This window comes from Myroides sp. LJL116, assembly GCF_054871685.1.
In genome coordinates this window covers 77,787-102,415 of sequence record NZ_JBTXLR010000008.1, presented here as the reverse complement: position 1 = coordinate 102,415, position 24,629 = coordinate 77,787, and the positions used below count along the sequence as shown (strand labels likewise).

Annotated in this window: 22 protein-coding genes; 7 read left to right on the top strand and 15 right to left on the bottom strand. The window is 33.5% G+C overall.

Annotation, left to right across the window (positions count from 1 at the left end; all coding sequences use genetic code 11):
- Nucleotides 1–14 precede the first annotated feature (14 nt).
- The 4 genes from pheT to ACYSNM_RS07665 all read right to left on the bottom strand — a co-directional run bounded on the left by pheT (nt 15) and on the right by ACYSNM_RS07665 (nt 6,765).
- On the bottom strand, nt 15–2,450 hold the full coding sequence (pheT, locus tag ACYSNM_RS07680) for a phenylalanine--tRNA ligase subunit beta (protein WP_461756356.1): 2,436 nt from the start codon (nt 2,448–2,450) through the stop codon (nt 15–17).
- A 102-nt stretch (nt 2,451–2,552) separates the two neighbouring features.
- Entirely contained in the window at nt 2,553–2,963 is a 411-nt protein-coding gene (locus ACYSNM_RS07675) for a thiol-disulfide oxidoreductase DCC family protein (protein WP_461756355.1), read from the bottom strand.
- Nucleotides 2,964–2,965: 2 nt separating this feature from the next.
- Complete coding sequence (locus tag ACYSNM_RS07670; RefSeq protein WP_461756354.1) at nt 2,966–5,137, bottom strand: endonuclease MutS2; 2,172 nt, start codon at nt 5,135–5,137, stop codon at nt 2,966–2,968.
- A gap of 182 nt (nt 5,138–5,319) precedes the next feature.
- On the bottom strand, nt 5,320–6,765 hold the full coding sequence (locus ACYSNM_RS07665) for a TonB-dependent receptor (RefSeq protein ID WP_461756353.1): 1,446 nt from the start codon (nt 6,763–6,765) through the stop codon (nt 5,320–5,322).
- 81 nt (nt 6,766–6,846) lie between these two features.
- On the opposite strand from ACYSNM_RS07665, the gene ACYSNM_RS07660 reads away from it, so the two are divergent.
- Genes ACYSNM_RS07660 through ACYSNM_RS07650 form a run of 3 tightly spaced genes read left to right on the top strand, consistent with a single transcriptional unit; the run spans nt 6,847 to nt 8,659 of the window.
- Nucleotides 6,847–7,611, top strand: a complete 765-nt coding sequence (locus ACYSNM_RS07660) for an MBL fold metallo-hydrolase (protein ID WP_461756352.1) — start codon at nt 6,847–6,849, stop codon at nt 7,609–7,611.
- An 8-nt stretch (nt 7,612–7,619) separates the two neighbouring features.
- Nucleotides 7,620–8,114 (top strand): hydrolase, encoded by a 495-nt coding sequence (locus tag ACYSNM_RS07655; RefSeq protein WP_461756351.1) that lies wholly within the window; start codon nt 7,620–7,622, stop codon nt 8,112–8,114.
- Nucleotides 8,115–8,137: 23 nt separating this feature from the next.
- Nucleotides 8,138–8,659, top strand: a complete 522-nt coding sequence (locus ACYSNM_RS07650; RefSeq protein ID WP_461756350.1) for a hypothetical protein — start codon at nt 8,138–8,140, stop codon at nt 8,657–8,659.
- A 73-nt stretch (nt 8,660–8,732) separates the two neighbouring features.
- On the opposite strand, the gene ACYSNM_RS07645 is transcribed toward ACYSNM_RS07650, so the two are convergent.
- The 11 genes from ACYSNM_RS07645 to porX all read right to left on the bottom strand — a co-directional run bounded on the left by ACYSNM_RS07645 (nt 8,733) and on the right by porX (nt 20,457).
- A complete protein-coding gene (locus tag ACYSNM_RS07645) occupies nt 8,733–9,401 on the bottom strand; it encodes an alpha/beta hydrolase (RefSeq protein ID WP_461756349.1) in 669 nt (222 codons plus the stop codon).
- A gap of 8 nt (nt 9,402–9,409) precedes the next feature.
- On the bottom strand, nt 9,410–9,754 hold the full coding sequence (locus ACYSNM_RS07640) for a hypothetical protein (RefSeq protein ID WP_461754656.1): 345 nt from the start codon (nt 9,752–9,754) through the stop codon (nt 9,410–9,412).
- 29 nt (nt 9,755–9,783) lie between these two features.
- On the bottom strand, nt 9,784–11,034 hold the full coding sequence (locus ACYSNM_RS07635) for a dihydroorotase (RefSeq protein ID WP_461756348.1): 1,251 nt from the start codon (nt 11,032–11,034) through the stop codon (nt 9,784–9,786).
- A 112-nt stretch (nt 11,035–11,146) separates the two neighbouring features.
- Nucleotides 11,147–11,902, bottom strand: a complete 756-nt coding sequence (locus ACYSNM_RS07630) for a carboxypeptidase-like regulatory domain-containing protein (RefSeq protein ID WP_461756347.1) — start codon at nt 11,900–11,902, stop codon at nt 11,147–11,149.
- A gap of 69 nt (nt 11,903–11,971) precedes the next feature.
- Nucleotides 11,972–13,816: a DEAD/DEAH box helicase gene (locus tag ACYSNM_RS07625; protein ID WP_461756346.1), complete on the bottom strand. Its 1,845-nt coding sequence runs from the start codon at nt 13,814–13,816 to the stop codon at nt 11,972–11,974.
- A gap of 96 nt (nt 13,817–13,912) precedes the next feature.
- Entirely contained in the window at nt 13,913–14,491 is a 579-nt protein-coding gene (locus ACYSNM_RS07620; protein ID WP_461756345.1) for a non-canonical purine NTP diphosphatase, read from the bottom strand.
- A gap of 3 nt (nt 14,492–14,494) precedes the next feature.
- Nucleotides 14,495–16,597 (bottom strand): ATP-dependent DNA helicase RecG, encoded by a 2,103-nt coding sequence (recG, locus tag ACYSNM_RS07615; protein WP_461756344.1) that lies wholly within the window; start codon nt 16,595–16,597, stop codon nt 14,495–14,497.
- A 235-nt stretch (nt 16,598–16,832) separates the two neighbouring features.
- Entirely contained in the window at nt 16,833–17,213 is a 381-nt protein-coding gene (locus ACYSNM_RS07610) for a DUF4258 domain-containing protein (RefSeq protein WP_461754662.1), read from the bottom strand.
- Between the two features lie 63 nt (nt 17,214–17,276).
- Nucleotides 17,277–18,473: an alanine dehydrogenase gene (locus tag ACYSNM_RS07605; protein ID WP_461756343.1), complete on the bottom strand. Its 1,197-nt coding sequence runs from the start codon at nt 18,471–18,473 to the stop codon at nt 17,277–17,279.
- A 12-nt stretch (nt 18,474–18,485) separates the two neighbouring features.
- Nucleotides 18,486–18,902, bottom strand: coding sequence for a tRNA (adenosine(37)-N6)-threonylcarbamoyltransferase complex ATPase subunit type 1 TsaE (gene tsaE / locus ACYSNM_RS07600; protein ID WP_461756342.1), 417 nt, complete (start codon nt 18,900–18,902; stop codon nt 18,486–18,488).
- A 1-nt stretch (nt 18,903) separates the two neighbouring features.
- Nucleotides 18,904–20,457, bottom strand: a complete 1,554-nt coding sequence (gene porX, locus ACYSNM_RS07595) for a T9SS response regulator signal transducer PorX (protein WP_461756341.1) — start codon at nt 20,455–20,457, stop codon at nt 18,904–18,906.
- Between the two features lie 134 nt (nt 20,458–20,591).
- On the opposite strand from porX, the gene ACYSNM_RS07590 reads away from it, so the two are divergent.
- The 4 genes from ACYSNM_RS07590 (at nt 20,592) to ACYSNM_RS07575 (ending at nt 24,576) form a co-directional block, all read left to right on the top strand.
- On the top strand, nt 20,592–21,587 hold the full coding sequence (locus ACYSNM_RS07590) for a glycosyltransferase family 2 protein (RefSeq protein WP_461756340.1): 996 nt from the start codon (nt 20,592–20,594) through the stop codon (nt 21,585–21,587).
- Between the two features lie 6 nt (nt 21,588–21,593).
- On the top strand, nt 21,594–22,196 hold the full coding sequence (gene coaE, locus ACYSNM_RS07585) for a dephospho-CoA kinase (protein ID WP_461756339.1): 603 nt from the start codon (nt 21,594–21,596) through the stop codon (nt 22,194–22,196).
- 62 nt (nt 22,197–22,258) lie between these two features.
- On the top strand, nt 22,259–23,842 hold the full coding sequence (locus tag ACYSNM_RS07580) for a sensor histidine kinase (protein ID WP_461754668.1): 1,584 nt from the start codon (nt 22,259–22,261) through the stop codon (nt 23,840–23,842).
- Between the two features lie 11 nt (nt 23,843–23,853).
- Nucleotides 23,854–24,576 carry a response regulator transcription factor gene (locus tag ACYSNM_RS07575; protein WP_461754669.1) on the top strand — a complete coding sequence of 241 codons (723 nt, stop codon included), beginning with the start codon at nt 23,854–23,856 and terminating at the stop codon, nt 24,574–24,576.
- Nucleotides 24,577–24,629 lie beyond the last annotated feature (53 nt).

Below are 24,629 nucleotides of genomic sequence, written 5' to 3'. Positions count from 1 at the left end.
TATCCCTTTTGTTGTTATCTTAATTGAGCACCAAGGTTGTTTTCTAATTGGTATTTAATTTTACCCATTATTTTCTCTACTTGGTTATCTGTTAGTGTTTTACTTGCATCTTGCATTAAGATAGAAATAGCATAAGATTTTTTACCTTGTTCTATTTTATCTCCTTGGTAGAAGTCAAATAAAGTAACGTCTTTAATGATGTTTTTATCCACTTGTTTAACAAGAGTGTGGATTTGTTCAAAGGTTACTGCTTCGTCAATTAGTAAAGCGTAATCTCTTTTTACAGAAGGGTATTTATTGATTTCTGTAAATTTGATTTTATTGCTTAATACTTTTATGATATTTTCCCATTGGAAATCAGCGTAGAATACCTCTTGTTTGATATCGAAAGCTTTAGTAATACTCTTTTTCAAGATACCAAACTCTACAATAGTCTCTTTTCCTAAAGTATAAGCAATTCCTTCTGAAAAGATATCGCTCTCAATAGGAGTGGTTTGAATTTTATTTAAACCTAGACGAGATAAAAGTGCGTTGATGTATCCTTTAAAGTCAAAAAAGTCTAAGCTTCTTTGTTGGGTATTCCATGACGCTTTCACTGTATTTCCAGTAGCAAATAAGCTAAAGTTTTTATGCTCTTCGTAAGTAGTTAGTTTCTTTTGGTAAATTTTACCAAATTCAAATAACTTTAAATCCGATCTTTTGCGGTTGATATTATAAGAGATTGCTTCTAATCCACCGAAAAGTAGAGTTTGTCTCATTACACTTAAGTCTGAACTTAAAGGGTTTAAGATGTCTACTTGGAAGCTTTCCTTTACAGATTCCGTTAATTCATTGTAAGCAGGAGTAGTCAAAGAGTTGTTCATGATTTCATGGAAACCTTGAGCTACTAATAAATTAGATACAATATTTTGAATTTTATGGTCTTCTGTTCTAGAGCTATTAGAAATAGTAGCGTTTAATTTAGAAGAAATCTTGATGTTATTGAATCCATATACACGTAAAATTTCTTCAATTACGTCAATTTCTCTAGTTACATCTGCTCTATAAGCAGGTACAGTAATACCTAATCCTAGATCGCTCATGCTATGTACTTTAATATCTAAAGTAACTAAGATCTTTTTAATAGTCTCTTTAGAGATTTCTTCTCCTAAGATTCTATTAATGTTATTAAAGTTTAAGAAAACAGAGTGGTCCTCGATTTTCTTTGGATAAAGATCTATAATATCAGAAGTAATCTCTCCACCTGCTACTTTTTGAATCAATAAAGCAGCATGTTTTAAAGCATATTCTGTAATAGATGGGTCAATTCCTCTTTCAAAACGGAAAGATGAATCTGTATTTAATCCATGTCTTTTAGCAGCTTTTCTTACTACAACTGGGTCGAAGTAAGCACTTTCTAAAAAGATAGAGGTAGTATTCTCTGAAACAGAAGATTTTAAACCACCGAACACTCCAGCAAGACACATTGGACCATTCTCATCACAGATCATTAAGTCATTTTGGTCTAAGGTACGTTCCACACCATCTAAAGTGATGAACTTAGTTCCTTGTGGTAATGTTTTAACTTGGATTTTTCCTCCTTTGATTTTTGCTGCATCAAAAGCATGTAGAGGTTGGCCTAAATCGTGAAGTACATAGTTGGTAACATCCACAATATTGTTTTTTGGCGTAATTCCAATTGCTTTTAATCTATTTTGTAGCCACTCTGGAGATTCTTTTACCTCAATACCTGAGATAGTAACTCCACAGTAACGAGGTACTTTTTTGTAATCCTCTACGGTAACATCAATTTTTAAGGTACGTTGTTCTACTTTGAATTTACTTACAGAAGGAGTAATTAATTCTTGGTGTTGAATTTCGTTATTGGCGTTTTGTAAAAGACCAGCACGTAAATCACGAGCAACTCCCCAGTGACTCATAGCGTCAGAGCGGTTTGGTGTTAACCCAATTTCGAATACTTCATCTGTGGCAATGTTGAATACTTTAGCCATTGGAGTTCCAGGAGCAAGACTTGGGTCTAAAACCATAATTCCAGAGGAATCTTTTCCTACACCTAGTTCCACCTCAGAACAAATCATTCCAAAGCTTTCTTCAGAGCGAATTTTTCCTTTTTTAATTTGAAATGCGTTGCCATCTTGATCAAATAGCTCTGTACCAATGGTTGCTACAGGGACTTTTTGTCCTTGAGCTACATTTGGAGCACCACAAACTATTTGTACTGGCTCGCCCGTACCTAAATCAACTTTAGTTACATTTAATTTATCAGCGTTAGGATGTTTGGTACATGACAATACGTGTCCAACAACAACTCCTTTTAAACCACCTTTTAGGCTCTCGTAATGAGTAATACCCTCAACTTCAAGACCTAAGTCTGTTAAGATTTCTGAAGTTTGTTCTGGTGTAATGTCTAATTTTATGAATTGTTTTAACCAATTGTATGAAATATGCATTCGAATAATTTTTTTGAGTACGCAAATATAAGCATTGCGATAGTTTAAGGGAAATAAAAAGCGAAGATTTATGTGTATTTTATCTATCTGAGCAAGAAAAAATTACAAAAATTTATCTAGCGTTTTTTTATCAGGCAATAAGCAGGATGATTTTTTACCAAAAAGGCGGTATCTATTGTTTGCTACTACCTCATAAAGTCTGTCCATCCAGGATTGTGGAAATAAATTAGCAAGACAAACAATACGGTATATTCCTTTTAATTGGGCTGCTATATGTACAACTGCCTGGGATTTTATCCAATGTCCTTTGCCTGGTTGGTAAAAGACAATGCTATCCATAGCTAAAGGATTAATACCTAATTGTGTCAATAGTGTTTTACCTTTGTTGCTTTGTAAGGCTATAAATCGAAATTGATCCTTTTTATCAGCCTTTATAATGCGCTGTACAACACTATCACATAAATTGCAAACCCCATCAAAGAGTATTATACTTTTGTCTTGTGGTAATTCCATGGTTATTTTTTTCTTTCTACCATTTCAAGTTGATCTAAAGAAACCTTTGAGGTGAAGATACCGTAGTTTACTGTTGCTGTATTTTTTTCAATATTATCTATACTTCCAACAGCTCTTCCGTCTATCATTCTAACTCTATCTCCAACTTTTAAAGGAAACTTAGGTTTGTTTTGATCTTGTTGAACCTTCAGGATTTTTTCTTGTTTTTTCTGCTCTCGGATTTTTTCAATCTTCTTGTCTACCTCGGCTTGTATTGTTTTTTGTTCTATTTGTTTTTGTTTCTGCTCTTTTACAGTTTGTTGTTTTCGCTTTGAGTTTTCAATTTCAACTACTTTTAAAATTTCAGAGAAAAGAGATTTCTTGCTTTTATTATTAAAGTATTTTAAAGATAGGTCATCGATCTTTTGGCCTAAGTATACCAAACGTTGGTTGGCATCAAAGAGTTCTTGATAACGGTAAAGCTTATCTTGGATCTTTCCATTAATGTCCTGCATCTTTAAGCTTTCTTCTCTAGCTTTAGATTCCTCTTGTTTTAAATTATTGGAGGTTCTCTCTAATTTATGTCTTTCCTTTTGCAGATTCGCAATAGTTTTATCAAAGCGAACTTTGTCGGATTCTACTTTTTTCTTAGCCCTATTAATGAGACTAAAAGGAATACCATTTTTTTGAGCTACCTCAAAGGTAAACGAGCTACCTGCTTGACCAACATTTAATTTATATAAAGGCTCAAGGGTTCTTTCATCAAAGAGCATATTGGCATTGGTAGCATTGGGAAGCTCATCGGCAAGAATCTTTAAATTGGTATAGTGAGTGGTGATAATTCCAAAGGCATTTCTTTGGTAAAACTCCTCCAAAAACACCTCGGCTAAGGCACCTCCTAATTCGGGATCGGAACCTGTTCCAAATTCATCAATTAAAAACAAAGTGTTTTCATTACATTTCTTTAAAAAGTAATTCATGTTTTTTAATCGATAACTATAGGTACTTAAATGGTTCTCTATACTTTGGTTATCTCCAATGTCGGTAAGAATTCTATCGAATAAAAAAGTAGTACTTCTTTGATCCACTGGAATAAGTAAACCGGATTGTAGCATTAATTGTAAAAGACCAATGGTCTTTAAAGTAATACTCTTACCTCCGGCATTAGGTCCAGATATCACAATGATTCTACCCTGTTCGTCTAGCTGTATGGTCTGGGCAAAGGTTGGTTTGCGCTTTGCTTTATTGTTCAAAAGTAAGATAGGGTGGAAGGCCTCTTTGAAATACAATACTCTTTCGTTGTTAATATTTGGAAGTAAAGCATTTATTTTATTGGCATACTTGGCCTTAGCACTTGTGATGTCGATGTGAATCAAAAATGCTTTGTACTGCTTTAATACCTCTAAGAAAGGTCGTAGAGTATTGGTAAGGTGTTTTAAAATACGAACGATTTCTTCTCTTTCCTCGTACTCTAAATTATTTAATTCACGAGAGAAGTGAAGAGTTGCCTCTGGTTCAATATAAACTATACTACCTGTTTTACTTTGTCCAAGTACACTTCCTTTTACTTTTCTTCTGTGCATAGCTGTAACAGCTAATACACGGCGATTTTCCACTACGGTTTCTCGGATATCATCCAAATAACCAGCGTTGTTATATTGGGTTAGTGCAAAGCCAAAGCTTTGGTTTATTTTACCTCTTACAATATTGATGTTTCTGCGTATAGATTGTAAATCTACAGATGCATTGTCTTTTATTTCACCATATTTATCTATTACTTGATCAATGGCCTTTAGAATTTGCTTTTCTAATGCCAAAGGTGCTGCATCTTGATAAATATGAGGGTAATAGGTTTGGAATTTATTTAAAAATTCTATTAAAGTTAGGGTTGTCTCTACAAGAGAATATATTTTTTTAAAACTTGAGGCTTCTAAAAAACTATCTTCAATAGCTAGAAATTGAAGTTCATAATCAATACTGTCAAAGTAATGGTTAGGAATAATATTATTATTGGTGAAAGAAGAAACATACTCGGAGGTTTGCTTTAAAGCCTTCAAAGTATCTTCTTGGGTTTTAAAAGGTGTAATTAACATAGCGTCTTCTTTCCCTTGTTCTGTAACACAGTAATGGGAAACGCTTTGTAATACCGTTTCGAATTCTAAATCTTGTAATGTTTTTTTATTTATTGTTGCCATTGTTTAAAAAGGAAAATAAGTACAAAAGTACTACTATTTAAATAAAGATAAGGGGAATTTATAGCCTTTAAACCCCAAAAGTAGATAAACTAAGCAATAAAAAAGCAGGCATTGTAGTAGATAGGATAAAAAACTCCACAACAAAATTTTTCGCTGTGGAGTTTTCAAGTATGTTCTACCAATTATTTACGGTAGCCGAATAATTGTTTTTCTTTAATCATTTGTGCAATACCAATGGGTAGTTTGTTTTCCCATCCAGGTTTGTTTTCTTGTAGGAGCTTTAAAATATCCCTAGAGAAAACATCCAATGTTTGTGCTTCATAATTGCTGATATCTACAATTTGTTGATTCTTCTTGAAATACTTATACAGTTCTTTCACCGGTAAATCTACCTTTAGGTTAGTAGAGTCAATAATTTCTCCTTGATCGTTTTTCATAGGATAAAGGTAAATTTTCATTTGATTTCTAAAGAGCTTTCCTAACGCCTCTAGTATACCTCCAGAGAGGTTGGTATAGTATTTTTGTTCGAAAATATTTAAGATGCTACTTACTCCCATTGATAAAGCGATATGCTTATCGGTATATTGGGAAAAGTATTCTGGCAAACGGTAGTATTCTTGGAAATTGGAAATCATTACTGTTTGTCCTAAGGAACAAAGTAAATCTGCTCGATGTAAAAAGTCTGTTTCATCTAGGTGTCCTTGCATTAAAAGATTGGATAAAGTAATCTCGAAGATAACTGCAGTTTGATCCTCTTTTAAGTCGTTTTCTTGTTTAAACATTTCTAATGCATTGGTATACATATGCATGTTTACAATGGTTACTGGGCGGAAACTACCTCTTAGTGCTAAAATGTTTTTTCTAAATAAAACATTTGCAGGGAGTTGGCTCTTTCCATCAGGACCAAACATAACTGCGTCTGTCATTCCATTTTTTACCAAGAATAAACTCATTAATCGATTGTCTATTTTCTCAAACAAAGGGCCAGAGAAGTTAATGGTATCTATTTCTATTTGATCTTTATCTAAATGGTCATATAAACTATGTATTAGTTTTTTAGGATCGTGATTTTGATAAAAAGCTCCATAGATTAAGTTTACTCCAAGAATTCCCAAGGTTTCTTGTTGCAATCTAGAATCGGTTTCCTTGAATTGTATGTGTAGAATGATTTTACTATAAGGTTCATTGGCATTTGACTGAAACATAATTCCAATCCAACCATGGCCTTTGTTCTTTTTAGCATAATCAATAGTTGCTACTGTATTGGCATAGGAGAAAAAGGCCTTATTAGGGTTACTTTGTCTCACTAATCTTTCTTCTAATTTACGGGTTTCATACTCCAGCATCTTATCTAGTCTGCTTTCTGTAACATAGCGGCCATCTTTTTCTACGGAATAAATGGCGTCACTAAAAACCTTGTCATAAGCACTAATTGCCTTTGCCACAGTTTTAGAAGAACCACCAGCACGGAAAAAATGTCGCACTGTTTCTTGACCTGCACCAATTTCGGCAAATGTTCCATAAATATTGCTATTTAAATTAACCCTTAATGCTTTGTCCTGGATAGCAGGGTGATGCTCAATAATTCTATCGCCTTGTAATACTAAATCTTCTGCAAATTTTTCCATGTTTTAAGCTTTTTAAACAAACCTAATAAATATAGTACAACAAAAAAAGATAAAGCTTATTTTTGTAAAAAAAATAGTAAGTTGGAAGTATATTTTTTAGGTACTGGAACCTCTGTTGGCATTCCAGTTATTGGAATCGATCATCCGGTTGGTCGAAGTAAGAATCAAAAGGACAAGCGCTTGAGAAGTTCAATTTTAATTAAATGGGAGGATACAACCATTTTAATTGATTGTGGACCAGATTTTCGCCAGCAAATGCTAAAGGCCAAATGCAATAAAATAGATGCTATTTTATTTACCCACGAGCATGCGGATCACGTAGCTGGCTTGGACGAAATTAGAACACTTTGCTACCTTCATGGGCCAATGCCATTGTATGGTATGCCTAGGGTCTTAGATGCTCTTAAAAGACGTTATGAGTATATCTTTGCTACAGAGAATAGATATCCTGGAGCCCCACAAGTAGAACCAATTGCCTTGGAGGCTTTTCAAGAGTTTAAAATAGGGGATAAGTCCATTACTGCTTTGCCGATTTTACATGGTGATTTAGATATATTGGGATTTATTCTAGGGGACTTGGTTTATATAACCGATGCTAAATACGTGGACCAGGCTTGTATTGACAAAATAAGAGGCTGTAAAGTTTTAGTGGTAAATGCTTTGCGTATAAGTGAGCATCCAACCCATTTTAGTCTAGAACAAGCCTTGGAGTTTATTGAAAAAGTACAACCACAAAAGGCTTATTTGACCCATATTTCTCAAGATCTAGGTTTTCATGAAAAGGTGCAAAAAGTACTGCCGAAAGATGTATATTTGGCCTTTGATAATTTAAAAATTAATCTATAAATATTCCTATGAGAAATAAGGTGTTTTTCTATCTTTTCATGTTTTCTCTTTTAATCATCGTATTATTGTTTGCTAGCAATAATAATATGCGTAAAAGTGCTGATAAAAGGATAGATATTGCTCAAAAACGCATTGAAATTGTAAGAGATTCTTTACATCAGGTAGAAAAAGAATTAGATTTAGCTAATTATTTTGCCCTAGAAAACAATGCAGTAGCCCAGGAGTACTTCAACTATAAGACTATAGATAGTGATGTACAGAAAATAGAACAAGAAGTATTGGCTTTAAACCATAATGCCCAAGGAAATACTTTAGTCCCTTATGGGGTGATAGATGGATATAAGTGTATTATTAATAAGGTACAGTTTTTAAACCATCGATGGATGATTGCTGATTTTTATGCAGGAGATCAAAAAGGAGAAGTATTAATCCAATATTTTTTCCAAGATGGTAAACCTACAGAGTTTTCTACTATTCAAAGTGTATTGTATACCAAAAAATAGGTACTATTAAATTGCGACTTGATATGAAAAAAATAATTTATTTTTTACCCCTTGTTGCTATGTCTTTGTTTTCATGTGATTTTATCCTTAAACAGGAGAATAACATGGAGAATAATGCTTTAGTAATCGAGCAGGATTTAGAGGCTAATCTAGAGGCCGATCCAACGCAGTGTGCACCTGATCAAGGTTACTGCTATAGTCAAATTTTTGAGGATTGTATTCGACCTTTTGAAATTGGGTTTCGATTAACTCCAGTAGGAAATGTTACCCAAGAACAAATCGAAGAAGAAAACGATATAGAGCAAAATGGGATTAGCTGTTTTGTTGTAGTAAGTCCTAATAAGGATAAAGTTGAAATTTATTTGCCCAACCATGCAAAGGGAATTCTTTTGAATAAGCAAGAGCAAGACCTTTATACTAAAGACCAGTGGAAGTTTGAATTTAAGCCAGCAATGGTTTTAAGTTATAAGGATGAAGTTGTTTTTAAAGCAGCTGTAACTAGTGAGGCTTCCATTTATGGAGCAAAAGAAGAAGAGGTTATCTAAAATAAATTAGAAGTATAAAAAAAGAGTCAGTTTTAAACTGACTCTTTTTTTTTATAGAAATACTTAGTTTACACTAAGGTAAGTCGTGATCATTTTTGATTAAGAACTCTTTAAAATCTTGGAAGTTCATCGGATGTACCCCGTGTCCTACAGGATATTCTTTATACTGATGAAAGATATTTAATTTCTCTAAGATCGCAGGAGTTTGTTGTGCCCATTGTACTGGGATTACTTGATCCACGCTTCCATGAGAAGCAAATACTTTTAATCTAGAGAAATCATTGTTTTCAAAGCCACTCTTAATAATGTTTGCATTGAAATAACCACTTAATGCAACAATATTCTTTACTTTTTCTGGATAAGAAAGACCAACAGCATAGGATAAAATAGCACCTTGGCTAAATCCAACTAAGTTAACTCTTTTTTTATCGATAGGATATTTGATGCAAAGCTCTTCAATGAATTGAGCAATTAAGTCTCTAGAGGTAATAGCTTGCTGGTCATCAGAGAATTTATTGGCATCTTGGTCAAAGTGAATTGCATACCATGCATGTCCATATGGAGGCACAGGGTAAGGGGCTTGAGCCGATACAATAAAATACTCTTTTGGCAATTCTTGAGCAAAAGAAAATAAATCCTGTTCATTACTTCCATAACCATGTAGAAGTAAGATTAGCGGGTTTTCGTCCTTAATTACCTCAGGTTTTTGAACTAAGTAAGGAATTGATAAAGATGTTTCCATAATAATTTTTAAGCGGATAATTTGTCAAACCATTTTTGAAAGTATAGTCCCAGTTTTGGTACTACATTAATCTCTCCATTTACAGCTCCCGTAAAACTATATATCCACATTATAAAAAAGCAAAGCCAAAAAGGTATAGTCACCATCCATGAGTTTATGTTTCCAATGGTATAAGAGAACATAAAAAAGATAAGATGAAGGCCAAAAGCTTGCTTGATATAAAATCCGGCATATTTGTTTTTGGGATCCATATTCATAAAGATAGCAATAATACAACCAATAATGGTTAAATGAGCCGCAATAGCTATTTTTTTACCTGATTCAATTTCCTTATGACTAAAGGTTTTTAGCATTTTATATAGAATTTAATAAGTCTTTAGACCTAAAGATTAGTATTGTTACCGTTAATAACTCCATATACTTTACCTTGCATTGGAGCATTTAAAAAGATAGCATTCTTACTCTTAGATAGGATATCGTGTTTTGTAAACACCCATTGTCCATCAGGAGTGAATAAAGTTAGGTTGGCTTTTTCTCCTATAGCAATAGGCTGGGCCTGTAGAGTAAAGATGTCTCTAGCTTTTGTTAGCTTATCTACTATAACCTCTATTGGAAGAACAGTGGCCAAGGCGCCGAAAGTAGACTCAAGACCTATAGTTCCAAAAGAAGCTGCATCAAACTCTAATTTTTTATGTTCAATATCTAAAGGATTATGATCACTTGTGATACAATCAATAGTATTGTCTAATACACCTTGAATCAAAGCCTGTGTAGTTGCTTTGTCTCTTAAAGGAGGTAATACCTTAAAGCATGTATCGAATTGTTCTAATGCGCTATCATCTAATACTAAGTGATGGGCAGCAACACTACAAGTAACTTGAAGTCCTTTAGCTTTAGCTTGACGAATTAATTCTAAAGACTCTATAGTAGAAATAGTAGGTAAGTGTAATCTACCACCTGTATACTGTAAAAGGTAAAGGTTTCTAGCTACATGAATTTCTTCTGCTAATTTGGCAATTGGTTTTAAACCCAATTGTGTAGCTTGTACTCCTTCGTTAGCCACTCCTTTTCCTGCTATATTATTATCTTGGCAAAAAGCAATAACTAAAGCATCAAAGTCTTGGGTATATTGAAGGGCAAGTTTTAAAACATTAGCATTGGAGATGGATTTTTTGTAATCTCCAAAAGCTATAGCCCCTGCATTTTTCATGTCAAATAACTCTGTAAGATCACTTCCTTGGCTATTAATAGTTAATGCACCAATAGGGAAGAGTTCGCAAACACTACCTAAAGCTTGGTTTTTTACAAAGTTAACCATTGCCTTGTTTTGGGTAATAGGGTTGTTGTTTGGCTCAAGTGCAACTTGGGTAAAACCACTTTTAGCGGCTACTTGTAGACCATGTTCAATGGTTTCTCTTTCCTCATAACCTGGCTCTGCAAAACATACAGAAGAATCAAACCAACCTTGAGAAATATGTAAATTCTCTAGCTCGATCACTGTATCTGTTTCACTAGGGGTAATGGAAGTGGCGATAGAAGATATCGTTCCATTTTCAATTTTAATATCTACGATCTGATTGTTAAATGGGCTTTGTGGATCTACCACTTTTGCAGACTTTAAAAGGATATTCATCGGTGCAGAATAATTTTAAATTAAGATGTGTTGTTATGTAGTGCAAAAATACTTTTATTTTAAAATAATAAAAAGTCTTTGCCCTAGTAATATGTAAAAAAAATACATCCTTTTAATGGGATGTATTCCTTTTGTTATCAACTATAATTTGAGAATTGCTAAAGCAATCATTTAAGGCTTGGTAGATTTGAAAATCTGTAGCTGTATAAATAAATTTATCTGTGTAATTACAATTCTGTAAAGAAGTCACTATATCTTCCCTTGTTATATCTAATAAACCACAAACTATCTCACGGTCATATCTAGATTGCATCAAAGTAACCATATTGGTATCTTCTTTTATTGTTTCAATCTTTTTAAGCTTAGAGGCTCTAGATTTAAACAAATTATACACAGCATCAACAGGGGAGAAGAAGGTTCCAATTGCAGTACCATAATAAGGAGTTTGGTTTCTTCTATAGAAGTTAAACTCCATTTTATCGTTTAAGGCAATTAATTTAGTGTCTACTTCTAAATAACCTGTAAGGGTATATTTTTGAATATAGATTTCCTCTAACTCCGTACTTTGCTCTGTTAAATATACCTTTAGGAATTCGTTATTAAGCCAGTCATTGGTAACTTTTAGCTTAATAGGAATATAGCCTGGATAAGATACGTGGATAGAATCATTGATATCTGCCTCTAAGGCAAATGTACCATCCCTTTTGCTAATAGTTCCCTTTACCTTTGTGACGTTTATAATATTAACATCATCCACTGGTAGAAAAGACTTGTCATTAACAACTGTACCTTGTACTTTATTAATTTGCTGGGCTTGTAGGTGAAAAGCGGAACAAATTAAAAACAAAAAAACTGTAAAATTTCTCATACTTTTAAGATTGCTTAAAAATAAAGGATATTTTACAGTTTTTCATATTATTTCGGAAAAATTAACAAATTAGTTTCTTCTAGGTCTTCTAGATGGTCCTGCTTCGCTACTTCTTCTCTCAGAGCTTCTCTCATTACGAGGAGATCTTTCTCTATCTGATGATCTTCCACGGTCAAAGCTATTTCTATCTCTGTCAAAACGTTTTCTTTCTCCAGCGAATGAACCTCTTCTTTCTCCACCGCGATCGTTTCTGTTGAAACCACCACTTCTGCGACCATTATGATCACGACGAGAATTGTTTCTTCCACCATCATTGTTAGAGATCTCAACATTTACTCTTCTTCCTTCGTAAGTTTCGTTGTTTAAGATATTAACTACTTTTTCAGCATGTTCTGCCTCAATATTAAAGAAAGAGAATCCGTCTTTAACATCTACTTTGAATAAGTCGTCACGTCCTAATTCTAATGTTTCTCTTAAGTAATCCTTAAGGCTCATCCAGTCTAGGTTATCTTTAGCACCTAAGTTAATAAAGAAACGTACTGCTCCATCAGAAGGTAGTTCATTTGTTGAAGTTGAACGACCTGCAGAAACAGCTGTTAAATTATTAGAAGGTTTTTGGTAGTATTCTAAGAATTTGTTGAACTCTACAGAAATCACTTTTTTAATGATTTCTTCTTTGTCAAAAGAAGAAAGTTGCTCCATAATTGCCGGAACGTATTGTTCGATTTCTGGATTTACCTCTGCTTCTTTAATTTTGTTAGCTAAGTGGTATAATTGAATCTCACAAATCTCAATTCCTGTAGGAATAGTTTTTTGCTCAAACTTTTGTTTGATAATGCGTTCGATTTGTTGGATTTTTCTTTGCTCACTTTTTGTTGCAATTACAAGAGAAACTCCTTTTTTACCAGCACGACCTGTACGACCGCTTCGGTGAGTATAAGTTTCAATTTCATCTGGTAATTGGTAGTTAATTACGTGAGTAATATCATCAACGTCAATACCACGTGCTGCTACGTCAGTAGCAACAAGCATTTGAATTTGTTTGTTTCTAAATGATTTCATTACACCATCACGTTGAGCTTGAGATAAGTCTCCGTGCAAAGCAGCTGCGTTGTAACCATCTTCGATTAGTTTTTCAGCAATTGCTTGGGTGTCTCTTTTTGTTCTACAGAAAACTACAGAAAAGATATCTGGGTTCACATCTGCTAAACGCTTAAGAGCTAAATAGCGGTCTCTTCCACCAACTAAGTAATACTCGTGCGTAATAGTAGTAGACCCTTGGTTTTTGTGTCCTACTGTAATTTCCTCTGGTTGATTCATGAATTCCTTAGCAATACTTGCTACTTCAGCAGGCATTGTTGCAGAAAACAACCATGTGTTTTTTTCTTCTGGTGTATCAGCTAAAATGTTTCTGATATCGTCATAGAAGCCCATGTTAAGCATTTCATCTGCCTCATCTAAAACACAGAATTCGATATGTTTAATATTAACCATACCTCTGTTAATCATATCTTGCATTCTACCTGGAGTAGCAACAATGATATGAGCTCCGCGTTTTATTTCTCTTGCTTGTTCTGAGATGCTTGCACCTCCATAAACAGCAACAGTGTGTAGGCCTTTTACGTACTTAGAGTACTGTTTCAATTCGTTTGCGATTTGCAAACATAACTCTCTAGTTGGCGATAAGATAAGACCTTGAGTATGTTTTTTACTCACGTCTATCTTCTGGATCAAAGGAAAACCAAAAGCTGCAGTTTTCCCAGTCCCCGTTTGGGCTAACGCAACAATATCGGTGTTTTTTTCTAATAGTAAAGGAATCGCCTTTTGCTGGATTTCTGATGGACTTGTAAACCCTAAATCATTAATCGCTGATAAAAGTGATTCGTTTAATCCTAATTGTTCGAAATTGTTCATATATATTTTAAAATAGCCACAAATGTACAACTAAAATAGTTAACCCTCTAATTTAATGAAATAAAATATTCGAAAAATCATAAATTTATGATTTTATTAGCAATTTTCTAAAAAACTAAGTAGTTTTTCTACAGCTTTAGCACGATGAGAGATTGTGTTTTTAAGCTCCATGTCCATTTGAGCAAATGTTTTGTCGTATCCCTCTGGCTTGAAAATAGGGTCATATCCAAAGCCTTGGTCACCAGTTTTTTCTTGGGTGATTTCTCCCTCAATTATACCTGTGAAATGATGGGTTTCTCCCTTATAATGTAAAGTGATAACTGTTTTAAAGTTGGCCTTTCTATTGGTAGCACCCTGCATATTGGTTAATACCTTATCCATATTGTTATCATCATTCTTTGGTTCACCTGCATATCTAGCCGAATATACACCAGGTTGTTTGTCTAAATAATCAATTTCCAGTCCTGAATCATCTGCAAAGCAATCGTATCCGTAATGTCTTTTGATAAAGTTAGCCTTTAAAAGTGCGTTACCTTCAATGGTATCAGCAGTTTCAGGAATATCTACTTCACAGCCAATATCGCGAAGACTCAGGATTTCAATATCATTGGGTAAAAGTTTTTTAATCTCTTTAATTTTATTTTGATTATTCGAGGCAAATACTAATTTTCTCATGGTTTAGCTAATGTAATTCCAGATGGTTGTTTTTTTATCTAGATGGTTAAGTTTATTTTTTATTCCTTTATGTTGTGGATTCTCTAAAGTAGGGTCTTGGGTTAGAATGGAAATTGCTTGCTCTCTAGCATATTGTAAAATCTCTTGATCTTTTACTAAATCTGCTATCCTTAGTGGAGTGGTACCACTTTGTTGTTTTCCCATTAAGTTTCCAGGACCTCGAAGTTTTAGGTCAACTTCCGATATGACAAAACCATCGTTGCTATCGCACATGGTTTGCATTCTAATTTTGGAGTCATTACTCAATTTGTCGCCTGTCATTAATATACAATAGCTTTGTTCTGCACCTCGACCAACTCGACCTCTTAATTGATGCAGTTGTGAAAGGCCAAATCTCTCCGCGCTTTCAATAACCATTACAGAGGCATTAGGTACGTTAACTCCCACCTCAATTACTGTAGTGGCTACCATTATATTTGTTTTTCCTTGGGCAAATCGCTGCATCTCGGTTTCTTTTTCCTGAGGTGTCATTTGACCATGCACTATACTTACACTATACTCTGGTAAAGGAAAGTCTCTAGAGATTCCTTCAAAACCTTCCATAAGGTTTTTATAATCCAAGGATTCACTCTCCTCAATTAAAGGATATACAATATAGACTTGCCTACCTTTGGCAATTTCTTGGCGAAGAAATTGCCATAATGCTAAGCGTTTATTTTCATAATAATGGTTGGTTTGAATAGGTTTTCTTCCTGGAGGTAGTTCATCTATTACAGATACATCTAAATCCCCATATAGTGTCATAGCTAAAGTACGAGGAATAGGGGTAGCTGTCATTACTAATATATGAGGCGGTAAGGTGTTTTTTAACCATAATTTTGAGCGCTGCTCTACTCCGAACCTATGTTGTTCGTCAATTATTGCAAGACCTAGGTTTTTAAAAATCACTTTGTCCTCAAACAAAGCATGTGTACCAATTAAGATATCTATCTCTCCGGATTCTAATTCCTTGTGTAGCTCTCTTCTTTGGGCTGCTTTGGTGGAACCTGTTAAAAGCTGAATATTTAAACCTAGTGGTTTAGCTAATTCGCATATACCCACATAGTGTTGTGTGGCTAATATTTCAGTTGGTGCTACTATACAGGCTTGGAAATTATTATCAATTGCCAATAAGCAACTCATAAAAGCTACAATAGTTTTTCCAGAACCAACATCTCCTTGTAATAATCGATTCATTTGAGCTTGCTGGCCCATGTCCTGTCTAATTTCCTTGATTACTCTTTTTTGAGCCCCTGTTAACGGGAAAGGTAAATGATGATGGAAAAAATCTAAAAAGTTCTCTCCAACTTTGGAGAAGGGGTAGCCTTGAATTTTGCCTTTTCGAGCTATGTTTTTAATTAAAAGCTGCATTTGTATATAAAAGAGCTCCTCAAACTTCAAGCGAAATTGCGCTTTATATAAGTGATCCATATCTTTTGGAAAATGGATTTGTATTAAAGCTTGATCTAAAGGCATCAGTCCTAACTTATGACTAAGTTCAATAGGTAGAGAGTCTTTTAAATAGGTATGAGTTTGTTGTAAAAGGTTATCCATCATTTTTAAAATAGCCTTATTGGAGATTCTAGCTCCAAGCTTTTCTGTAGATGGATAAATACCGACCATGGATTTTACACTAGATTTTTGAAAGTCTGCTAATAGTTCCATCTCTGGATGGGCCATAGAAAAACTAAAGTTAAAACTGGTAACTTTTCCAAAAATAACATAAGGAGTATTTAACTCTAAGGAGTCTTGTATCCATTTATAACCTTGGAACCAAATAAGTTCCATTTGTCCAGTGTCATCCCTAAAGGTGGCTACAAGTCGTTTTCTTTTACCTTGCTCTACTATTTTAATATGGGTAATTCTACCAATTATTTGTATCTCTCCATTTGTGGTAGAGAGTTCATTAATGGTATAAAATCTCGATCGATCAATATAGCGATTAGGGTAAAGACTCAATAGGTCACTATAGGTAAATATTCCCAATTCTTTTTTTAGTAGCTCAGCGCGTTGAGGTCCAACGCCTTTGAGGTATTCAATTGGGGTATCTAAAGGATTATTGTGCATGTTAATTTTGTATATGACACCACTAAGATAATATTTTTATAGTATAATAAAATAGGCTAGGGGTCATAATTACTACTTCTAAAGAGAAGGGTGTTTTATATACAATGCTAAGTGATTGATTAAATGGGGAAAGTAGGTCTTTATATTGTTTGCTATAATTTATAGCAATTTGACCTTAAAACAAAAGCCCCTGCTTTTAGCAAGGGCTTTTATAATATGGATTAGCAAAATAGAACTATTGGTTCACTTTTGTTATATTTTTTAAAAGAGCTTTATCTTGGTAGTTTACCATTTCTAAAATCAAAGGTTCATTATTAGTGTTTTTTCCTTTAATTATATACACTACACCATTTTCAAACTTATGTTTGCTATTAGAAAAATCTACTTTTCCATAGGTTAGAGTACGTCTAACATCTTCTTCATTCATCCAGCCTTGGGCTAAAATAACTTCTGCTTCTTCTGAATAAGTAATAGGTTTGTTTCTAATGTCTTTTAAAACACGACAATTGGGAAAGTAGCAAAATTCTGTTTTCTTTTGTCCAAAGAAAAAGAATAAAAACATACAGCCTATTAAGATACCAAAAAGGTAATATGCTAAACGTTGGGTAAATTTCATTTCGATTGTATTTTGTGCAAAAATACTAAATGAAAAGTGTAAAACTAATCATTTATCAAAATTTTAAAAGCTGAAGAGCAATAGGTCTTTGTATTCTAGATTAAACCACTTAGCTACACTTTGATTAGTAATTAGTCCTTTATAGCAGTAGATACCTGTTTTAATAGGAGAGTTGTTATGTAAAGCACCTTTTATTTCCCCATTTTGAGCATATTCTATTAATAAAGGGGTTAGAATATTACTCATTGCTTGTGAGGCAGTTTTACTATATCTAGAAGTAATATTGGGCACTCCATAATGGATTACTCCATTTTTCACCACAATAGGGTTTTCATGAGTGGTTAGTTCTGAGGTTTCAAAACACCCACCATTATCAATAGAAACATCAATAATCACCGAGCCTTGTTTCATGTTTTCTACCATGGTTTTATTTACCACAATTGGCGATCGGTTAGTGCCTCTGATTGCTCCAATAGCTACATCACAACGCATAAGTGCCTTTAAAAGGAGCTTGTCGTGTAAAGTAGAGGTGGTAATTAAACTAGGTAGGTTGTTTTGTAAACGCCTTAGACGTTGTAATGAGTTGTCAAATACTTTGACATTTGCTCCTAGTCCAAGTGCTGTTTTTGCAGCAAACTCTGCTACTATACCTGCTCCTAGAATGACTACTTCCGTTGGGAAAACTCCTGTAATATTACCAAATAAAAGACCTTTACCATTATTGGTAGTTGTCATTAATTCAGAAGCAATAAGAACAGAGGACACTCCCGCTATTTCACTAAGAGAAGACGAGGCAATATAGGTACCATTGTTATCTTGAATGAAATCCAAAGCGATAGCCGATATTTTCTTCTTTGCTAATGCTTGAAAATAGGAGGTGTCTAGTGTTTTTAATTGTATAGAAGACCAAATAGTGGTATTTGGTGCAATGTGTTTAATTTGTTCTAAAGTCGGCGGGGTTACCATTACTAAAGTAGGGCATGCTAATACCTTTTTACTATCTTGAGTAATTTCAGCGCCGGCTTTACTGTATTCTAAATCGGAGTAATTTGCCCCTATGCCTGCTTGAGACTCTACTATGATACTATGACCATGGTTAACAAGAGTTTGTACTGCCTCAGGGGTGATACATACTCTTTTATCCTTGGAAAGTTGTTCTTTAGGAATGCCTATAAGTAATTCACTTTGTGATTTATGTATGAAAAGACGTTCTTCCTGTGGAATTAGATCTCTTTTAGAAAAAGGGGTAGTTACAGACATAGGGATATTTATTTAAAAATTTTCAAGCAATAGTTTTCTTGAGCCTTCTGGTGTTAGGCTTAGCTGAATTCTAGCATGTTTCTCTGGAATTATGGTAGGAGTTTTCTCAGGCCATTCAATAAAACACCATGCTCCAGAATCTAGGTACTCTTCCATACCCATATCATAAGCTTCTTCTTCTTGTTCTAATCTATATAAATCAAAGTGATATATGGTATTGGATTTATCTTGACTATGGTATTGGTTTACAATAGAAAAAGTTGGGCTACTAGTAGGTTCCGTTACTCCTAATTCTTTACATAAAGCTTTAATAAAGGTTGTTTTTCCTGCTCCCATTGGTGCGTCGAAAATTACTATTTTGTGCTCTAAGTTTTGTAGTACTTCACGAGCAGTTTGTTCAATATCTTGTAAATTAAAGATAATTTCCATTTTATTTAGGGTTTAAAATAATAAAGGGCACGATTAATTCTTCTAAAGAAATCCCACCATGTTGATAGGTGTTTTTAAAATAGGAAGCATAATAATTAAAATTATTTTGGTATGCTAAAAAGTAATCGCTTTTTGCAAAAATAAAGGAACTGCTTAAATTAATACTAGGTAGTTGGATATTTTTAGGATTTTTTACCGCATAAACATCTTTGGAGTCATAGGATAGGGATTTTCCTGTCTTATATCTTAAATTTAAACTAGTGTTTTTATCTCCAATAACCTTTGAAGGGTTTTTGCAATTGATTGTACCATGATCGGTGGTGATAATCAATTTGTAACCGGCATGTTGCGCTTGTTGGATAATCTCCAATAGAGGAGAGTTTTTAAACCAACTCAATGTTAAGGAACGGTAAGCCTTATCATTAGAGGCCAGTTCTTTAATTACTTCCATTTCCGTTTTAGCATGGGAAAGCATATCTACGAAATTATATACAATTGTAATTAATTTGTTGTCTTTTAGACTTTTTAAGCTATCCGCTAATTTTTTTCCATCTTTATGATTGGTAATTTTATAGTATTGGTTTTTGATATCAAGACGTAACCTTTTTAGTTGTTCTTGAAGGAATTCTTCTTCAAATAGATTTTTTCCGCCTTCATCTGTATCGTTCTTCCAATATTGAGGTAATTGCTCGCTCATTTGTAAGGGGGTTAAGCCTGAGAAGATAGCATTCCTAGCATATTGTGTAGCAGAAGGTAAAATCGAAAAAAAGCTATGTTGTTCTTGGGTTTTATAATGATTGTTCACTATAGGTTCAAAAGCTAGCCACTGGTCATAGCGTAGATTGTCAATGACCATAAATAGTACTTTGGAATCCTGTTTTTTTAGTTCTGGTGCAACCCATTTTCTAAAGATTTGATGAGAAAATACAGGGCTATCATCTGGATTGTTTATCCAATGAGCATAGTTTTTCTCTACAAATTTACCAAATAGGTTATTGGCCTCTTGACGTTGGCCTTCTAATATATCTACTAGATTCTGATCCTCAATATCTTCAAGTTTTTGTTCCCAAAAAAGCAATTTCTTATAAATAGAAATCCAATCTTGATAGGACCTAGCTTCCATTAGGTCTAAGGAAATATTTCGAAACTCTCTTTGGTAACTCACCGTTGACTTCTCTGAAATCAATCGCGAATCCTCTAAATTTTTTTTCAAACTTAGAAGGATTTGGTGTGGATTTACCGGTTTTATAAGGTAATCGGATATTTTTGCACCAATAGCCTCCTCCATAATAGATTCTTCTTCACTTTTAGTGATCATTATAATAGGAGTGGTGTTTTTTATGCTTTTTATCTCCGCTAATGTTTCAAGTCCCGATAAACCAGGCATATTCTCATCTAAAAAAACAATGTCATAGGAGTTGTTTTTAAATAGTTCGATAGCGTCTTGTCCATTGGTTGAGGTAGTTACAAGATAGTTTTTCTTTTCTAAAAATAATATGTGAGGTTTTAGTAAGTCTATTTCGTCATCCACCCATAGGATGTTAATTTTACTCATGCTTTTGTAGATTAGCTTATTTTTTAGTCAAAAATAACATGTTTATAAAAATAAGTAGTTATAAATATAACAATGTATTTTCGTATTACAATACTTAACGATATTTTTGTTATCGTATTGTAAAAAAACTAAAAATGTATTATTCCTTTATAGTGCCGGTTTATAACCGCCCTTTAGAGATCGATGAGCTTTTACATAGCTTAACCCAGCAAAACTTTAAAGGAGAATTTGAAGTAGTAATTGTAGAGGATGGTTCTAAAATTTCATCAGAAGAAGTGGTGAAAAAATATGCCGAAAAATTAGATATAAGCTATTATTATAAAGCCAATTCTGGACCTGGTGATTCTAGAAATTATGGTATGCAAAAAGCCAAAGGAGATTATTTCATTATACTAGATTCGGATTGTATTATACCGGAAAATTATTTGGAGGAAGTTCAAGGGTACTTGCAGCAGAAATACGTGGATTGCTTTGGTGGACCAGATGCAGCCTTGTCTAGTTTTTCAAACGTACAAAAGGCTATTAATTTCAGTATGACTTCTATTCTTACTACAGGTGGTATTCGAGGTGCTAGTCAGAGAATTGGTAAATTTCAACCAAGGAGTTTTAATATGGGTATTTCTAAAAAAGCTTTCCTGAGAAGTAATGGTTTTGGAAAAATCCATCCAGGGGAAGACCCAGATTTAGCGATTCGTTTGTGGAACTTGGGATTTGAATCTGAGTTGTTTCCCAAAGCCTTTGTATACCATAAACGAAGAATTGATTGGTCTAAATTTTATATCCAGGTAAATAAATTCGGAAAAGCACGTCCAATTTTGAATAAACGTTATCCTTTATATGACAAAATTACCTATTGGTTTCCACTTGTATTCACATTTGGGCTAATTTGTAGTTTATTTTCTATGTTTTTAGGATTTTATTTCCCCATTTTGTGTTATGTACTTTATTTATTGCTTATTTTTATCAGCGCAAGCATAAAGGAAAAAAACCTAGGAATAGGCTTTTTGGCCGTTTTAGCTACACTAGTGCAATTTTATGGTTATGCCAAGGGTTTTGCTATAGGATATTATAAGATTTTTATTCTTAAAAAGAAGCCAGAGATTGCCATGCCAGAGATGTTTTTTAAATAAAAGAGAATGAAAACTAAAATAGTAGGATTAACTGGAGGAATAGGTAGTGGTAAGACCACGGTTGCTAAGCTTTTTATGGATCATGGGGTACCAGTCTATATTTCAGATGATAGAGCTAAGGATATAATGGAGTCTAGTACGGTTGCTACTTTGGTACAAGAAGCCTTTGAGCAAAACGTATTAGACGACAACGGTAAATTAGACCGCCAAATTATCCGTAATTTGGTATTTGAGGATAAGGTTTTACTAGAAAAGTTAAATAATATTGTACATCCTTTAGTAAAAGAAGATTTTTTAAAATGGGTGGACTCTCATAAAGATCAAAGTTTTGTCTTGAAGGAGTCTGCAATTTTGTTTGAGAAGCAATTACATAAGGATTGTGATATGGTAATTTTAGTGGTTGCACCCGAAGAAGTACGTATTCAAAGAGTTATGAAAAGGGACAAAGTCTCTAGTGACAATATTCGACAAATTATGAATAATCAGTTAGAAGATGTGAGTAAAATCCCATTAAGTGATTATATTATTGAGAATGTTGATATAAATTTAGTAAAAGAACAAGTAAAATGTATTGTAAATCGTATTAAAAATGAAGATGTTTCATTTTGATTGGTTAATTTTATGTTAATTGATATATTAGATATTTATTTTAATGTTAATTTTGAAGTTTGATGAATAAGATAAAGTTTCGTTTGTTAGTAGCTATCATGAGTTTTTCCTTGATAGGTATTATAGTAGTTCAGCTATATTGGATCATAAGCTCCTATAATAACAATGAAGAACAGTTTAAATACCATGTTCAACAGGTTATAGGAAATGTGGCCAATACCATTCAGCAAAATGAGGCTACTGAATTCTATAAGCTATATAACGAACTAAAAGATAGTATTGGAACAGCTCCCAAGCAAAGTGAGTTAAAACAATACTTGATTGTGGAGAGGAATCCGGCTACCAATGAGCAGGTCTTTTATTCAAATACTCTAATTTTAGAGGATTATAATATAAAGAGCTCGCTTTTTGATAAAAAGGCTTCGGATAGTTTGAAAATTAAAAATCTGGTTTCTAAACGAAAAACAGAGATTTATAAAGGAGATGGTTTCGACCAAAATTCCTTACAGCAAAACTATCCTGATGAGATTACCGAGCAAACAGGAAATTTAGATATTTTAGATAAAGCTCAGTTTGAGATTTATTTTAAAGATATAGTTGCCCTTAGAAGTATAGATGAAAGGATTTCAAAAGAACTCTTGCAAGAGTTGTTACAAAATGAATTACATCAATATGGAGTGAATGCGAAATTTGAATTTGGTGTTTACAATAAAGGTTTAGCAACAAAAATAAAGTCAGAAGACTTTGTTTATGAAGAAGGTTCCTCCTATGGAGTACCAATTCTAATGGATAACCAAGGAAAAAGTAAATATCAATTGTATATTACTTTTCCTGAGAAAAGTAAATATCTTTTCTCTTCTTTAATTGGAATCACCTTCTTATCTATCTTGTTTACGGTAGTGATTATTGCAGCTTATTTAAGTGCTATTAATCAGCTTATTACTCAAAAAGCTATTTCAGAAATTAAAACGGATTTCATCAACAATATGACCCATGAGTTTAAGACACCTATTGCTACAATTAATTTAGCTTTAGATGCCATACGAAACCCAAAAGTCATAGGTGATCCAGAAAAAGTGGAGAGATATCTACGCATGATAAGAGAAGAAAATAAACGAATGCATGCCCAGGTTGAAAACGTCTTGCAGATTTCTAAATTAGAAAGAAGAGAGTTTGATGTAGAAAAAGAGCCAGTGGATGTTCATGAGATTATAGAAAATGCAGTAGATCATGTAGGGTTAATAGTGCAGGATAGAGGAGGAGAAATAAATCTTCATTTAGATGCAAGAAGAACCGATGTTCTAGGCAATAACTTCCACCTAACAAGCGTTATAGTTAATATACTAGATAATGCAATTAAGTACTCTTCAGAACATCCAGTTATTGAAGTAAGTACGGAAAATGTCAAAGATTTTATATTAATTAAAATCAAAGATAACGGGGTGGGAATGAGCAAAAATGCACAAAAGAGAATTTTTGATAAATTCTATCGCGAGCATACAGGAGATTTACACAATGTGAAAGGACATGGTTTAGGTCTAGCTTATGTGCAGCAAATTGTTGAGGTACTGAATTCTCAAGTTTACGTAGAGAGTGAAAAAGGAAAAGGAAGTACTTTCATCATTAAAATGCCATTAATAAATTAATTATATATAACATGGAAACAACAAACAACAAAAAAATTCTATTAGTTGAGGATGATCCAAACTTCGGAGCTATCTTAAAAGATTATTTAGCCATTAATGATTTTGAGGTTACTTTAGCAAAGAACGGTATGGAAGGGTTTGAGAAATTCAAACGCGATACTTACAACTTATGTATTTTAGACGTAATGATGCCTTATAAAGATGGGTTTACTCTAGCCAAGGAGATCCGTGATAAAAATAAGGAAGTGCCTATTATTTTCTTGACAGCCAAGTCAATGAAAGAGGACGTTTTAAAAGGATATAAAGTAGGAGCGGATGATTATCTAAATAAACCGTTTGACTCTGAAGTATTACTTATGAAAATTAAAGCCATCATTCATAGAAAATCTTCAGAAATTAAAACAGATAACACTAAATTTGAATTCCAAATTGGAAAATTCCATTTAAATTCAAAACTTAGATTCTTAACTTTTGAGAATGACGAGCCAATTAAACTTTCTCCAAAAGAAAACGAATTATTAAAAATGTTAGCTATTTACGAGAATGACTTAATGCCACGTGAGGTAGCTTTAACTAAGATTTGGAGAGATGATAACTACTTTACTTCTCGTAGTATGGACGTTTACATCGCTAAATTAAGAAAGTACCTTAAACAAGACGAGAGTGTTGAGATTTTAAACATTCACGGTGAAGGATTCCGTTTAGTGGTAAAAGATAAAGAAGAATTAAAATAATTCTTTCTTTAAAAGATAGACAGATATAAATTGCTTTGCTTAAAATAGGAGCA

Bases quoted from the DNA above. Each gene is read 5' to 3' on its own strand.
- pheT (WP_461756356.1), bottom strand. From the start codon at position 2,450: ATGCATATTTCATACAATTGGTTAAAACAATTCATAAAATTAGACATT.
- ACYSNM_RS07675 (WP_461756355.1), bottom strand. From the start codon at position 2,963: ATGGAATTACCACAAGACAAAAGTATAATACTCTTTGATGGGGTTTGC.
- ACYSNM_RS07670 (WP_461756354.1), bottom strand. From the start codon at position 5,137: ATGGCAACAATAAATAAAAAAACATTACAAGATTTAGAATTCGAAACG.
- ACYSNM_RS07665 (WP_461756353.1), bottom strand. From the start codon at position 6,765: ATGGAAAAATTTGCAGAAGATTTAGTATTACAAGGCGATAGAATTATT.
- ACYSNM_RS07655 (WP_461756351.1), top strand. From the start codon at position 7,620: ATGAGAAATAAGGTGTTTTTCTATCTTTTCATGTTTTCTCTTTTAATC.
- ACYSNM_RS07650 (WP_461756350.1), top strand. From the start codon at position 8,138: ATGAAAAAAATAATTTATTTTTTACCCCTTGTTGCTATGTCTTTGTTT.
- ACYSNM_RS07645 (WP_461756349.1), bottom strand. From the start codon at position 9,401: ATGGAAACATCTTTATCAATTCCTTACTTAGTTCAAAAACCTGAGGTA.
- ACYSNM_RS07640 (WP_461754656.1), bottom strand. From the start codon at position 9,754: ATGCTAAAAACCTTTAGTCATAAGGAAATTGAATCAGGTAAAAAAATA.
- ACYSNM_RS07635 (WP_461756348.1), bottom strand. From the start codon at position 11,034: ATGAATATCCTTTTAAAGTCTGCAAAAGTGGTAGATCCACAAAGCCCA.
- ACYSNM_RS07630 (WP_461756347.1), bottom strand. From the start codon at position 11,902: ATGAGAAATTTTACAGTTTTTTTGTTTTTAATTTGTTCCGCTTTTCAC.
- ACYSNM_RS07625 (WP_461756346.1), bottom strand. From the start codon at position 13,816: ATGAACAATTTCGAACAATTAGGATTAAACGAATCACTTTTATCAGCG.
- ACYSNM_RS07620 (WP_461756345.1), bottom strand. From the start codon at position 14,491: ATGAGAAAATTAGTATTTGCCTCGAATAATCAAAATAAAATTAAAGAG.
- recG (WP_461756344.1), bottom strand. From the start codon at position 16,597: ATGCACAATAATCCTTTAGATACCCCAATTGAATACCTCAAAGGCGTT.
- ACYSNM_RS07610 (WP_461754662.1), bottom strand. From the start codon at position 17,213: ATGAAATTTACCCAACGTTTAGCATATTACCTTTTTGGTATCTTAATA.
- ACYSNM_RS07605 (WP_461756343.1), bottom strand. From the start codon at position 18,473: ATGTCTGTAACTACCCCTTTTTCTAAAAGAGATCTAATTCCACAGGAA.
- tsaE (WP_461756342.1), bottom strand. From the start codon at position 18,902: ATGGAAATTATCTTTAATTTACAAGATATTGAACAAACTGCTCGTGAA.
- porX (WP_461756341.1), bottom strand. From the start codon at position 20,457: ATGAGTAAAATTAACATCCTATGGGTGGATGACGAAATAGACTTACTA.
- ACYSNM_RS07590 (WP_461756340.1), top strand. From the start codon at position 20,592: ATGTATTATTCCTTTATAGTGCCGGTTTATAACCGCCCTTTAGAGATC.
- coaE (WP_461756339.1), top strand. From the start codon at position 21,594: ATGAAAACTAAAATAGTAGGATTAACTGGAGGAATAGGTAGTGGTAAG.
- ACYSNM_RS07580 (WP_461754668.1), top strand. From the start codon at position 22,259: ATGAATAAGATAAAGTTTCGTTTGTTAGTAGCTATCATGAGTTTTTCC.
- ACYSNM_RS07575 (WP_461754669.1), top strand. From the start codon at position 23,854: ATGGAAACAACAAACAACAAAAAAATTCTATTAGTTGAGGATGATCCA.